Source organism: Cellulophaga sp., assembly GCF_039943695.1.
Taxonomy (GTDB): domain Bacteria; phylum Bacteroidota; class Bacteroidia; order Flavobacteriales; family Flavobacteriaceae; genus Cellulophaga.
Window position 1 is genome coordinate 39266 of sequence record NZ_JBDVAA010000216.1, and the last position, 13809, is coordinate 53074.

The 13809-nt window shown below is 32.4% G+C and carries 11 protein-coding genes; 2 read left to right on the plus strand and 9 right to left on the minus strand.

The window, feature by feature from the left end:
- Positions 1 to 32 precede the first annotated feature (32 nt).
- Positions 33 to 3692 carry a phosphoribosylformylglycinamidine synthase gene (purL, locus tag ABJD66_RS15940; RefSeq protein WP_348133482.1) on the minus strand — a complete coding sequence of 1220 codons (3660 nt, stop codon included), beginning with the start codon at positions 3690 to 3692 and terminating at the stop codon, positions 33 to 35.
- 726 nt (positions 3693 to 4418) lie between these two features.
- Between purL and ABJD66_RS15945 the strand changes: the two genes are divergently transcribed.
- On the plus strand, positions 4419 to 4853 hold the full coding sequence (locus tag ABJD66_RS15945; RefSeq protein WP_348133485.1) for a hypothetical protein: 435 nt from the start codon (positions 4419 to 4421) through the stop codon (positions 4851 to 4853).
- Between the two features lie 80 nt (positions 4854 to 4933).
- On the opposite strand, the gene ABJD66_RS15950 is transcribed toward ABJD66_RS15945, so the two are convergent.
- The gene (locus ABJD66_RS15950; protein ID WP_100896309.1) at positions 4934 to 6145 is read right to left on the minus strand and encodes a methyltransferase domain-containing protein; all 1212 of its coding nucleotides are present in this window, start codon (positions 6143 to 6145) and stop codon (positions 4934 to 4936) included.
- Between the two features lie 283 nt (positions 6146 to 6428).
- Between ABJD66_RS15950 and ABJD66_RS15955 the strand changes: the two genes are divergently transcribed.
- Positions 6429 to 7457 carry an oxidoreductase gene (locus ABJD66_RS15955; RefSeq protein WP_348133488.1) on the plus strand — a complete coding sequence of 343 codons (1029 nt, stop codon included), beginning with the start codon at positions 6429 to 6431 and terminating at the stop codon, positions 7455 to 7457.
- A 16-nt stretch (positions 7458 to 7473) separates the two neighbouring features.
- On the opposite strand, the gene ABJD66_RS15960 is transcribed toward ABJD66_RS15955, so the two are convergent.
- The 7 genes from ABJD66_RS15960 to ABJD66_RS15990 form a co-directional block, all read right to left on the minus strand.
- Positions 7474 to 7923 (minus strand): hypothetical protein, encoded by a 450-nt coding sequence (locus tag ABJD66_RS15960; protein ID WP_303542386.1) that lies wholly within the window; start codon positions 7921 to 7923, stop codon positions 7474 to 7476.
- A complete protein-coding gene (locus tag ABJD66_RS15965) occupies positions 7913 to 8440 on the minus strand; it encodes a hypothetical protein (protein WP_100896306.1) in 528 nt (175 codons plus the stop codon). Before ABJD66_RS15965 ends, ABJD66_RS15960 begins: the two co-directional genes overlap by 11 nt.
- A gap of 33 nt (positions 8441 to 8473) precedes the next feature.
- The gene (locus ABJD66_RS15970; protein ID WP_348133492.1) at positions 8474 to 9016 is read right to left on the minus strand and encodes an RNA polymerase sigma factor; all 543 of its coding nucleotides are present in this window, start codon (positions 9014 to 9016) and stop codon (positions 8474 to 8476) included.
- A 51-nt stretch (positions 9017 to 9067) separates the two neighbouring features.
- Positions 9068 to 10897: an ABC transporter ATP-binding protein gene (locus tag ABJD66_RS15975; RefSeq protein ID WP_348133495.1), complete on the minus strand. Its 1830-nt coding sequence runs from the start codon at positions 10895 to 10897 to the stop codon at positions 9068 to 9070.
- Positions 10897 to 12606 carry a phospho-sugar mutase gene (locus ABJD66_RS15980; protein WP_348133498.1) on the minus strand — a complete coding sequence of 570 codons (1710 nt, stop codon included), beginning with the start codon at positions 12604 to 12606 and terminating at the stop codon, positions 10897 to 10899. The genes ABJD66_RS15975 and ABJD66_RS15980 overlap by 1 nt, the downstream gene beginning before the upstream one ends.
- A 31-nt stretch (positions 12607 to 12637) precedes the next feature.
- Positions 12638 to 13588 carry a glycosyltransferase family 2 protein gene (locus ABJD66_RS15985; protein WP_100896302.1) on the minus strand — a complete coding sequence of 317 codons (951 nt, stop codon included), beginning with the start codon at positions 13586 to 13588 and terminating at the stop codon, positions 12638 to 12640.
- 41 nt (positions 13589 to 13629) lie between these two features.
- The coding region (locus ABJD66_RS15990) for a hypothetical protein (RefSeq protein ID WP_348133501.1) at positions 13630 to 13809 on the minus strand (180 nt) is incomplete at its 5' end.

Genomic DNA, 13809 nt, shown 5'->3' on the forward strand with positions numbered 1-13809 from the left:
CGGGATTTTACTTTATAATTCAAAAAGAAATATTATCCTTTTTGTTTTAAAATCCACTCCCTAGCATTTGTAAATGCTTCTAACCAAGGTGTAACTTCATCCTTACGGTCTGTTGGGTAATTTGCCCAGTTCCATTGGAATGTAGAACGCTCTATGTGTGGCATTGTAACCAAGTGTCTTCCTGTTTTATCGCACAACATAGCAGTATTAAAATCACTGCCGTTTGGATTTGCAGGATAACCTTCATAACCATAAGTAGAAACAATATTGTAGTCCTCTTTGTTTTGTGGTAAGCTAAATTTACCTTCACCGTGACTAATCCATACACCTAATGTAGTGCCCGCTAAAGTAGATAGCATTACAGAGTTGTTTTCTTCAATTTTAACAGATGTAAAGTTGCTTTCGTGTTTATGAGAATCGTTATACGTCATTTTTCCGTGTTGCTCATGCTCAGGGTTAATAAGGTCTAACTCCATAAATAACTGGCAACCGTTACAAATACCAATAGACAATGTATCTTCTCTTTTAAAGAAGTTGTTTATTACTTTGTTGGCTTTTTCGTTGTATTTAATGGCACCAGCCCAACCTTTTGCACTGCCTAATACATCTGAGTTAGAGAAACCACCAACGGCTCCTAAAAACTGAATGTCTTCTAGGTTTTCACGTCCCGATATTAAATCGGTCATATGCACATCTTTTACATCAAAACCAGCTAAATACATTGCATTTGCCATTTCACGTTCAGAGTTACTTCCTTTTTCACGTAAAATTGCAGCTTTTGGTCTTTCTCCGTTTACTGTTGGTAACTTACCAGTAAAGTTAGCAGGGAAAGTGTATTGTAAAGGCTGATTTTTATAATTGTCAAACCTGTCTTTAGCTAAATTATTTGCTGTTTGTTTGTTGTCTAATAAGTATGATGTTTTAGACCACGTATCTCTTAACGAAGTTACGTTTAGTCCCATTTCCATACCGTTATTTTTTATTGTTAATGTAGCTTCTTCAACCACAGAACCAATTTTAGTAGCAGTTACACCAGCGTTAGCAAATAAAGTTTCTACACTTTCATCTGCCTGAAAAACAACACCAGCATTTTCAGCAAATAATAATTTAATGGTATCTTCTTCTCCTAACGCAGATAAGTCTAAGTTGGCACCCAAATTAACATCAGCAAAACACATTTCTAGTAAAGTTGTAATTAAACCACCAGAGGCAACATCGTGTCCGGCGTTAATTTTATCAGCTTTTATTGCGTCTTGTAATGTGTTAAACACTGTTTTTACATAAGCAGCATCTGTAACATTTGGTGCATTGTTTCCTATTTTGTTTTGAGTTTGTGCAAAAGAAGAACCACCTAATTTAAAGTTGTCTTTAGATAGGTTTATGTAGTAGATAGCATTGTTGTTTTTTTGTAAAACAGGCTCTACTACTTGGTTAATATTGTTGCAGTTTGCAGCAGCAGAAATAATTACGGTTCCAGGAGCTATAACTTCTTCATTTTTGTATTTCTGCTTCATAGAAAGCGAATCTTTACCAGTTGGTACGTTAACGCCTAAAGCAATACTAAACTCAGATACCGCTTCTACAGCTTCGTATAAACGCGCATCTTCACCTTCGTTTTTACAAGGCCACATCCAGTTAGCAGATAAAGAAACAGATTGTAAACCATCTTTTAAAGGAGCCCAAACAATATTAGTTAAAGCTTCTGTAATACTATTTTTACTACCTGCAGCTGGGTCTATTAATCCTGAAATAGGTGAGTGCCCAATAGAAGTTGCAATACCTTCTTTACCTTTAAAATCTAGCGCCATAACACCACAATTGTTAAGTGGTAATTGCAATGGGCCTGCGCATTGTTGTTTGGCAACACGGCCACCAACACAACGGTCTACTTTGTTAGTTAACCAGTCTTTAGAGCCAACGGCTTCTAATTGTAAAACTTGCTCTAAATAATCGTGAAAAAACTCTAATGAATAACTAGCATCTTGGTAATTACGAGTAACAGTTTTATCTGTCATTATTGTTTTAGGAGAACTCCCAAACATATCTTCTAAAGCTAAATCCATAGGTTTTTCTCCTGTAGTTTTAGACTCAAATGTAAATCTATGGTTGTTTGTAACCTCACCAACTTCGTACATTGGAGAACGCTCACGCTCTGCAATACGCTCTAGCAAGCCCATATCATCTTTACCTATAACAAGTCCCATACGTTCTTGAGACTCATTACCAATAATTTCTTTAGCAGAAAGTGTTGGGTCACCAACTGGTAATTTGTCTAAATCTATATGTCCGCCTGTATCTTCAACAAGTTCAGACAAGCAGTTTAAGTGTCCGCCTGCACCATGATCATGAATAGAAACAATTGGGTTTTCATTGCTTTCTACTAAACCACGAATAGCATTTGCAGCTCTTTTTTGCATTTCTGGGTTAGAACGTTGCACGGCATTTAATTCAATACCAGAAGCAAATTCACCCGTGTCTGCACTAGAAACAGCTGCACCACCCATACCAATACGGTAATTGTCGCCACCAAGAATAACAATTTTATTGCCTTCTTTAGGTTCGTCTTTTAAAGCTTGGTTATCTTTACCGTAACCAATACCACCAGCTTGCATAATAACTTTATCAAACCCAAGTTTACGAGCATCTTCTTGATGCTCAAACGTTAAAACAGAACCAGTAATTAAAGGTTGCCCAAATTTGTTTCCAAAGTCAGACGCCCCGTTAGATGCTTTTATTAAAATATCCATTGGTGTTTGGTATAACCAAGGACGTTCTTCCATTGCTTTTTCCCAAGGTCTGTTTTCTTCTAACCTAGAGTAAGATGTCATATAAACCGCAGTACCTGCTAAAGGTAAAGAACCTTTACCACCAGCTAATCTGTCTCTAATTTCTCCTCCAGAACCAGTTGCAGCACCATTAAAAGGCTCTACAGTTGTAGGGAAATTGTGTGTTTCTGCTTTTAATGATATAACAGAGTTAAATTCTTCTTCTGTATAAAAATCTGGCTTATCTGCTGTTTTTGGTGCAAACTGAGTTACAGTTGGGCCTTTTATAAAAGCAACATTGTCTTTATAAGCAGATACAATGGTACCTGGATTTTCTTTAGATGTTTTCTTTATCAATTTAAATAAAGAAGATGGTTTTTCTTGTCCATCTATTACAAACGTACCATTAAATATTTTGTGTCTACAGTGTTCTGAGTTTACTTGGCTAAAACCAAAAACTTCAGAATCTGTTAGTTTTCTGCCAATTTTTGTAGCTACACTTTCTAAATACTCAACTTCCTCATCACTTAAAGCTAAACCTTCTTGTTGGTTATAAGCAGCAATATCTTCAATAGGTAAAACTTTTTCTGGAGTAATAGCTATTGTAAAAATATCTTGAGTTAAAGCAGTATATTTTTGAGATATCATAGGGTCAAAATCTTTTGCATCTGCAGTAGAAGCAAAAAATTCTTCAATTCTTAAAATGCCTTCAATACCCATATTCTGAGTAATTTCAGTAGCATTGGTACTCCAAGGAGTAATCATTGCTGCTCTTGGGCCAACAAAAAAGGCGTCAAGAGACGCCGCATTTATTTTAGTATTGTTGCCAAAAAGCCATGTTAATTTAGAAATATCTTCTTGTGTAAGATTATTTTTGGTTTCTACAGCAAAAATTTTGCTGGTCTGGTCTCCGAAAAAGTGAATCATTGTAGCTCTTGTGTTGTTTTGTTTAACAAGCCACAAATTTACACTTTTTAAGTGTAAATTTTTAGAAGAATAGTTAACAGTTTTTGGTGGAGATTGTTAATTTCTTCTATGTTTAATTTTTATTCATATAAATATAAAAGCTACTTAAAAAGAAAAAGAGTCTTGTTGGCAAAAACAAGACTCTTTTTACGAGAACACTATATGAAAATGAAAAATTTTTATTCTGACTAATTATACTACAAATATATAATGGAGATGTAGTTTACTAAACTTTATGTTGTAAATAACACTATAGTTGTTGTTAGCCAAGGAGCTTTTGTTGTTTTGCTTTTTTATCTATTAAAAAAATGAATGTAGATTGTTCTTTGATGAGCTGTATAGATGTGTCACACGCTTATCTTGTTACTACTAAAATAAAAAAGGTTTAAAAAGAAAAAGAGTCTTGTTGGCAAAAACAAGACTCTTTTTACGAGAACACTATATGAAAATGAAAAATTTTATTCTGACTAATTATACTACGAATATATAAAGGAGATGTAGTTTACTAAACTTTATGTTGTCAATTGCTATATAATTGTTGTTAGCTAAGGTGCTTTTGTTGTAGTGAATTTTATTAATTTAAAATAATTTGAAATTTTTGGTAGGGTTTTCTTTTTTGTAATTGTTATAGTGGTGTATTACAATGTTATTAAGTGTTGTAATAGCTTAAATTAAAAACCAAGTTTTATGAAGAAAGTACATTTTTTACTTACGGCAATTTTAGTAACTGTATCATTTACTGCAGTAGCGCAAGAAAAAGAACCTACAGAAAAGGAAAAGTTGTCTTATTACGAGCAAAGAGCAAAACAAGATGCTGCCTATGAACAATCTACAGAAGTAGCTGTAGAAGATGAAGAAGAATTTTGGGAAGATCAAAAAGCTTATGAGAAGAATTTAAGGAAAAGAGATAAAAAAGCCTATAGAGCGTATATTAGAGGAAAAAGAGATGCATATGCAGAACACGCTGAGCACTGTAATTCTCATTGTCACCATAGTGATTATTACCATAGTCACACAACGTATTACTATAGCTACAATAATTACAGAAGAGCACCAAGACGCTCAACTGTTGTAAGAACTAATGTTGGTATTAGGGTACCTAGCGTTAGAATTGGATTATAATTGATAATTTATAATTTGTATTTGGGAACAAAAAAGTCGGCTGGTTAGAGCCGACTTTTTTAATTTATATATATTAGGTTTTATTTTTTTTCTAATAAAGCCATATAAAACCCATCATAACCAGAGTCAGATGCATATACTTTATTTTCTTTAGTAAGTGTAAAATCTGCACCAGCCTCCGAAGCTAAAAAAGCAATTACTTGGTCGTTGTTTTCTTGAGGTAAAATAGAACACGTAGCATAAACTAACTTACCACCACTTTTAACCATTCTACTGTAACTTTGTAAAATTTCTTGTTGTGTTTTTGTAATCTTATCTAAAAATTCTGGTTGTAATTTCCATTTTGCATCCGGATTACGTTTTAAAACTCCAAGACCAGTACAAGGTGCGTCTATTAAAACACGGTCTGCACTGTTGTATAGTTTTTTAATTACTTTGGTAGAGTCTATTTCTCTTGTTTCTATATTGTGAGCGCCATCTCTTTTGGCACGTCTTTTTAGTTCTTTTAACTTATTACCATAAATATCTAAAGCAATTAAAAGTCCTTTGTTTTCCATTAAAGCAGCTATATGCAAAGCTTTACCACCAGCACCAGCACAAGTGTCTATAACACGTTGACCTGGTTTTACGTCTAAAAAGTGACCTACTAATTGTGATGACGCATCTTGCATTTCAAACATTCCGTTTTTAAAAGCCTCTGTTCTAAAAACATTGGCTCTTTCTGTAAGGGTTAGTGCATCTGGGTATCCTTTTATAGGGTTGGCAACAATATTTTCTTCTAATAATGCTTTTTGTAAGCTGGCTTTTGTTGCTTTTAAAGTATTTACTCTTAGTACAACTTCTGCTTGCTTATTAAGTGCATTAATTTCTTTTGTCCATTTTTTGTCACCTAAAGCTTTTTCACCCAATTCATCCATCCAATCTGGAATAGATTCTTTAAATTTTCTAATTTTAGATAATTCATCAAATTTACCTTTAATTCTACGTGTAGGAGTAGGTTCTATTTGTTTCCAATCTGGTAATTCAATTCCTTTTAAAACTGCCCAAACAGCCCAAATTCTAAAAAGGTTAGGTCTGCTAAATGGTGCTTTAACATCTGCAATTTCTGTGTACAGTCTTTTCCAACGAACAATTTCGTATGTAGTTTCTGCTATAAAACCACGGTCTCTAGAACCCCAACGTTTATCAAACTTTAAAACTTTTTCTACAACCTTATCTGCATATTCATCTTCATTAAAAATAAGGTTTAGTGCGTCTATAACCGCAAATACTAAGTTTCTGTGTAATTTCATTTTTACTTTTTATTTTTTTTTGATTTCTAGGAGTTTTTAAAACAAAAACATATGCTAGAATACATATAAATTTAATTTGACGCTATGTAAATTTTCATAGTAGAAAAATTACATTTAATTCGTTTAAAAAAATATGGCTGCAAAGGTATTGTTTTAGAAAGGAATACGCTTATTTTTGATGAAATATATGTGTGTAAAGAGCTATTTAGTCCTGTAACTGCGTATTTAAATAGTAGAAAGCCGTAGTTTACGGTATTTACAGAATGCACAAAATTAAATGAAAATGAAGAAAATAGTATTTGCAATTTGTGCGCTAGCACTTTTTGCTTGTGAAGAAAAAAATGAGGTAAAACCATTTACAGTAGTTACGGTAAAAGATGTGTATACTAAAAATGTTAGTGTTAGGGCTATTGAGGTTTTAGATGGTAGTATTGGTTTTGCTGGTAGTAATGGTGTTTTTGGATCTGTAAATTTAAAAACAGATGAAGTGTTGACCAATGTACAGAAGTATGATACTATTTTACCAGAGTTTAGAGCTGTTGGTACAACGGGAACAGATTTTTTTATGCTTTCTGTAACTAACCCTGCGTTATTATACAAAACCGGTGAAAACGGAAAAATGGAATTAGTGTACACAGAAAAAGGAGATGGTGTTTTTTATGATGCTATAAATTTTTGGAACACAAAAGAAGGTATTGCAGTTGGCGATAGTGTAGATGGTTGCTTGTCTGTTATTGTAACCAGAGATGGTGGTACTACTTGGAACAAAATAACTTGTAATAATTTACCTGAAGGCATTGCTGGTGAAGGAGCATTTGCTGCAAGTAATACCAATATAAAAATTGTTGGAGACAAAACTTGGGTTGCAACAACTAAAGGTCGTATTTTTTATTCTGCAGATAAAGGGGTTACTTGGGATGTGTATAGCGTGCCAATGACAGGTTTAGGAGAAACACACGGAATTTTTTCTATAGATTTTTATAATGAAAATTTAGGTTTTGCTATTGGAGGCGATTTTACTAAGCCAAAACAAAACATAAAAAATAAAGCTATAACTACTGATGGTGGTAAAAATTGGACGTTGGTAGCAGATGGTAAAGAGCCAGATTATAAAAGTTGTGTGCAATTTGTTCCTGGGCGTAAAGGTAATGAGCTTGTTGCTGTTGGTTTTACAGGAGTAGCATACTCTAAAGATAAGGGGCAAACTTGGAAAGAATTGTCTAGCGAAGGCTTTTACACTATAAGATTTGTAAATGATAGTATTGCTTACGCGGCTGGTAAGGACAGAATATCTAAATTGATTTTTAAATAAATAAAAAAAGGAAAGCTTATTGCTTTCCTTTTTTATGTTTGTTTCTATATTCGCTTATTAAACGACGTTTAAACTCTTCCTCTACGCGGGCAAGTTTATAAGATTTTTTATAGTTTAAAACTTTACTAATTTTTGCATAGTATCTTTTAGTAATATCAACCTTTTCTTTTTCAAAATCTAAATACGTTTCTAGTAAGTGTTTAGAGTCTTCTTCAGATAAGTTGTTATAATCGTACTTTCTTTTTAAATCTCTTCTACTATCATATAGTGTATGTAGTTCTTTTTCAAACTCATCATAAACAGGCCAAAAATCTTTAGCCTCGTTGCTAGATAGCTCTAATTTATCAGTAAAGTAGGCTACTTTTAATGATTTAATTTTTTCCCAGTCGTTTTTTTGACCATAAAAGAGTGTAGTTCCTAAAAAGAAAACTAAAATTGTAAGTATGTTACGGGTGTTATTTTTCATCTTCATTTAAATAAATACCTTGTATGTCTATACCGTTGTTAGACTCCAAATAGTTCATAATTTCATCTTCGTTAAATTCACTTTCTACAACGTCAGATATATTAATGTCATCTACGGGTAATATTTGGGCTAAGTCGTAAGTAGAAAATTCTACGTTACTTTCATTAAAATAGCTTTCAATATCTGATGCCGCTATATCTTGAAATGAGATAGGAGTGGAGTTAGAGTTAAAAACTATAGCTACTGTTAATATTGCTACCGCTGCTGCAATGCTAGATGCTGCATAGAGTTTCTTTTTAAAAGAGCTTAGTTTTATAACCTTAACTTCTGTTTTTTGGTTTAGTTTGGTTTGTATGTTTTTGTGTACGTTATCAAAATAATTATTAGGTACAGTAAAGCCTTCTTTTTTTGGTAAAGCAGTTTCTTCTTGGTTAATAGAATTATTCAGTTTTGCAGAGAAATTATCTAAATAAGACTCTGGCATTTTAAATCCGCTATTTTTTGGTAGGCTTTTCATACTTATAATTTGACTATCAATACTCTAAATGGTTTAATTGCTTTTTAAATAATTTTCAATTTTTTTTGCTGCTTGATGGTAAGATGCCTTTAAACCACCAACAGAAGTGCCCAGTATCTCTGATATTTCTTCGTATTTTAACTCGTCAAAATATTTCATATTAAATACCAATTTTTGCTTTTCTGGTAATGTACTAATCGCTTTTTGTAATTTTAGTTGTATTTCATCTCCTTCAAAATACACATCAGATTGTAAGTTGTCTAGCAATAAATTTTGTAATTCTTCACTAGTTACACCAAGCATTTTAGATTTTGTTTTTAAAAAAGATAACGACTCATTAGTAGCAATACGGTAAATCCAAGAGAATAACTTACTGTCTCCCTTAAATTTATCTATATTTCTAAATACTTTAATAAATGTGTTTTGAAGCACATCATCAGCGTCATTGTGGTTTAGTACAATTTTACGTATGTGCCAATAAAGCCTTTCTTTATAGGTGTCAACCAGCACCTCAAAAGCCTTGGCTTGGGAGGATTTATCTTTAAGTTGATGTACTAAAGCTTCTTCGGTTACCAAAAAATATACTTATTTATAGGTTTGACTTAATTAAAATTAAAAGGTTTAAAGCTAAACGTCAAAAGACTGCATATCTACTAATTTTTTGTAGACGTTGTTGTTGTTTATAAGTTCTGAGTGTGTACCTTTTTCTACAATTTCTCCTTTTTGTAAAACTACAATAGTATCTGCACTTTGTATGGTAGATAGCCTGTGAGCAATTACAATAGAGGTTCTGTTTTGCATCATTTTTTCTAATGCATCTTGTACCAAGCGCTCACTTTCTGTGTCTAAAGCAGAAGTGGCCTCATCTAATATCATTATAGGAGGATTTTTAAGTACCGCACGTGCAATGGATAAACGTTGTTTTTGTCCGCCACTTAGTTTGTTTCCGCTATCACCAATGTTAGTGTCATAACCATTTGGTTGTTCCATTATAAAGTCATGTGCATTTGCAATTTTTGCAGCTTCAATAATTTCTTCTTCAGTTGCATTTGTTTTACCTAATGCAATGTTATTTTTAATGGTGTCATTAAATAAAATAGAATCTTGTGTAACTAATCCCATTAAATCTCTAAGAGATTTTTTAGTTAAGTCTTTAATGTTATCATTATCTATAACAATTTCACCTTCGTTTACATCATAAAAACGTGTAACTAGGTTTGCAATGGTGCTTTTTCCACTACCAGACTGACCAACAAGTGCTACGGTTTTTCCTTTGTTAACTGTTAAATTAAAGTTTTTAAGTACATAATCATCTTCATACTTAAAAGAGATATTTTTTAGAGTAACGTTGTTGTTAAACTCTTTTTTATCAATTGCGTTTTCTTTTTCAGCAATAGGATTTTCAGTTTCTAAAATTTCTAAAACACGCTCTGCTGCTGCATTACCTTTTTTAACACCATAAGATGCTTTACTTATGGCTTTTGCAGGAGTTAGTATTTGGTAAGCAAGTCCCATATAAGTGATAAAAAGTTCTGGTTCTATGCTTTTTTCTACCAATACCATTTGTCCGCCATACCAAAGTAAAATGCCAATAACGCCAATGCCTAAGAATTCACTAGCCGGTGAAGCTAAATTTTGTCTATTTAATAAGCTATTAGAGAATTTAAAAAATCTGTTGGTTGATTTTTGAAATGTACCTGCAAATGTTTTTTCTGCATTAAAGGCTTTTATAACTCGTAAGCCTCCTAAAGTCTCTTCTAAAATTGATAAAAAAGTACCTTGCTCTTTTTGTACTTTATCAGATTTCTTTTTTAATGATTTACCTATTAACGAAATAATAAAACCAGAAATAGGAAGAAAAATAAATACAAAAATTGTTAGTTTGGCGCTAAAGGCAACCATCATTGCTATGGTAAAAATAATGGTAAGTGGCTCTCTAACAGCTAACTCTAAAACAGATAAAAAAGAATGCTGAATTTCTAAAACATCAGATGTAATACGTGCAATAGTATCTCCTTTTCTTTTTTCTGAATAGTAAGATATTGGTAACTCTACAGTTTTATCATACAAAGCATTTCTTAAATCTTTTAATACACCGTTTCTTAAAAAGGCAATAAAATACATAGCTAAGTAGCCAAATAAGTTTTTTAAGAAAAACATACCTATTACTAACCCAACCATTAACATTAAAGCATCTCCTTGGTTACCGCTACCAACATTTTGCGTAATGTAATAGTTTAAGTAGTCTATAGTATAATCTTTAATTTCTGTGATACTTGTCCATTCTGGCGCAACAGTGATAGATTCAGTTTGTCCAAATAATACAGATAGCATAGGAAATAACGATACCATTGCTAACGTGCTAAATAAAGCGTAAAAGATATTAGAAATTATGTTTAGTATTGCGTACGTCTTATAAGGCTTGGCATATACTAGTATTTTATTAAAATATTTCATTAATTTAAATTCAGTTCTTTTAGAATTCTGTTTATTTTTTGTTCTAATTCGTCGTTTTTAGCCGTAAAATCTTCAGCTTTTTCTAAATTGGTGTTTACACTAAAATAGAATTTTATTTTTGGCTCTGTACCACTTGGTCTTGCAGCCATTTTTGTGCCGTCTTCTGCTATGTAAATAAGTACATTAGATTTAGGAATTGTAATCTCTTTTTCTTCACCTGTAATTGCGTTTTTAGCTGTAGATGTATTATAGTCTTGTATCCACTCTACTTTAGAACCATCTATTGTAGTAACAGGATTGTCTTTAAAATCTGCCATCATTTGTTTAATCTCTTCTGCACCAGAGGCACCTTTTTTGGTTAAAGAGACTAACTTTTCTTTGTAGAAACCACAGTCAACATAAGTATCTATTAAATCTTTGTAAAAAGAACTTCCGTTAGCTTTAGCATTTGCTCCTATTTCACAAGCCAATAGGGTAGAGGTAACTGCATCTTTATCGCGTACAAAATCGCCTACCATAAAACCAAAACTTTCTTCGCCACCACCAACAAAATATTGGTTAGGTGCGTCTTTTATCATTTTAGCTATCCATTTAAAGCCTGTTAAAGCAGTTTTGCATTCTACTTTATATAAATCTGCTAACTTGTTCATCATTGGTGTAGATACAATAGTAGAACCAATGAACTCATCTCCTGTAAATCCTTTTTGCTTACGTTGTTCTAAAAGAAACTTGGTCATTAGAACCATAGTTTGGTTACCATTTAGTAGCTCTAGTTTCCCTTCTAAATTACGAACAGCAATACCTAGTCTGTCACAATCTGGGTCTGTACCAATAACCATATCTGCTCCAATTTCTTCTGCTTTTTTTATAGCTATAGAAAGTGCTTCTGGTTCTTCTGGGTTAGGAGAAACTACAGTTGGAAAATCACCATCTGGTTTAGCTTGTTCCTCTATTATAGTTACATTTTTATAACCAGCGCGTTTTAAAACTTCTGGTACAGCAGTAATAGAAGTACCGTGTAAGGATGTAAAAACAATTTTAAAGTTGTCTTTATCTTTAGCATTAAAACTACCATTTTTTACAGATGCACTTAAAAAAGCTTCATCAACTTCTGTATCAATCAATTCAATTTTAGTTTCATCAGCATTAAAGTTAATTTCACTAAAATCTAGTTTATTTATTTCTGCAATAATTTCCTTGTCTTGTGGTGGTACAATTTGTCCGCCATCTGTCCAGTATACTTTATAACCATTATATTCTGGTGGATTATGAGATGCAGTAAGTACAATACCAACGTGACAATTTAAGTGCTTTACCGCAAAAGATAATGCAGGTGTGGTTCTTAAATCTGAAAATAAGTATACTTTAATACCATTAGCAGAAAATACCTCTGCAACAGTTTTAGCAAGTGTATCACTATTGTGTCTGCAATCGTAAGCAATAACAACTTTTAATTCTTCATTAGGGTATACTTTTTTTAGATAGTTGCTAATCCCTTGGGTGTTTTTACCTAATGTATATTTATTAATACGATTGGTGCCAACGCCCATAATACCACGCATACCACCAGTACCAAATTCTAAGTTTTTGTAAAAACTATCATTAAGTTCTTCTGTATTGTTTTTTATTAAATCTTCTACTTTTGTTTTTGTATCGGTATCAAAAGTAGTTGTAAGCCAAGTTTTTGCTGTATCTAAAATTGAACTCATATCTAATGGTTTTTTAAGTGTACAATATTTTTTAGTTGATATTTAACTCTTCTGAGATAGAATATCTTGTTTCATTTTTTTTAGAACGGACAATAATTTCTCCTATAAAGCCAGCTAAAAATAACTGACTGCCCATAACCATAGCGGTTAAAGAGATATAAAATTGTGGTCTTTCTGTAATTAACCTGCCAAATTTATTAAGAAAAAGTTTATCTATTCCTAAATACAGAGCAAAACCAAAACCAATAATAAACATAACAGCTCCTAAGGCTCCAAAAAGGTGCATTGGTCTTTTTCCAAATTTAGATAAAAACCAAATTGTAATTAGGTCTAAAAATCCATTTACAAACCGTTCCATTCCAAATTTAGTGCTTCCGTATTTACGTGCTTGGTGTTGTACCACTTTTTCATCAATCTTTGTAAAACCTGCATTTTTTGCAAGTACAGGAATATAACGGTGCATTTCTCCTGATACTTCAATGTTTTTAACAACATCTTTTTTGTAAGCTTTTAATCCGCAGTTAAAATCATGTAGTTTAACACCAGATGTTTGCTGTGCAGCCCAATTAAATAGTTTAGATGGTAAATTTTTAGCAATTACAGAGTCGTAGCGCTTTTTTTTCCAACCAGAGATAAGATCAAAGCCATCTTTAATAATAAGGTTGTATAATTCTGGTATTTCTTCAGGATTGTCTTGTAAATCTGCATCCATAGTAATTACAACATCACCTTTTACAGCTTTAAAACCAGCGTGTAGTGCTTGCGACTTACCAAAATTTCGTTGAAAACGAATGCCTTTTACATTGGCGTTAGTGGTAGATAATTCTGAAATAATTTTCCAAGAATTATCTGTGCTACCATCATCTATAAATAGTATTTCATACAAAAAATGATTGGATTGCATTACGGATACAATCCAATCATGTAATTCTTTTAAAGATTCTTCCTCGTTTAAAAGAGGAATAACAATAGATAAATTCATAGGGTACTCTTGAAAATATATTCAAAAGTACAAATATTAAACTATTCTAACTTCTTTGTTTTTAAAACTGCACCAATAATAGCAGATATTATTAAGCCAAGTATGCTAAATCTAACAATAGTAATAAATATTGCTGTAATATTTGTTACCGGAGGATTGTCTTTTATTTGTTGGTTTATTGCTTGCTCTGCTTCTGGGCCCCACATTTGTCCCCAACGAAT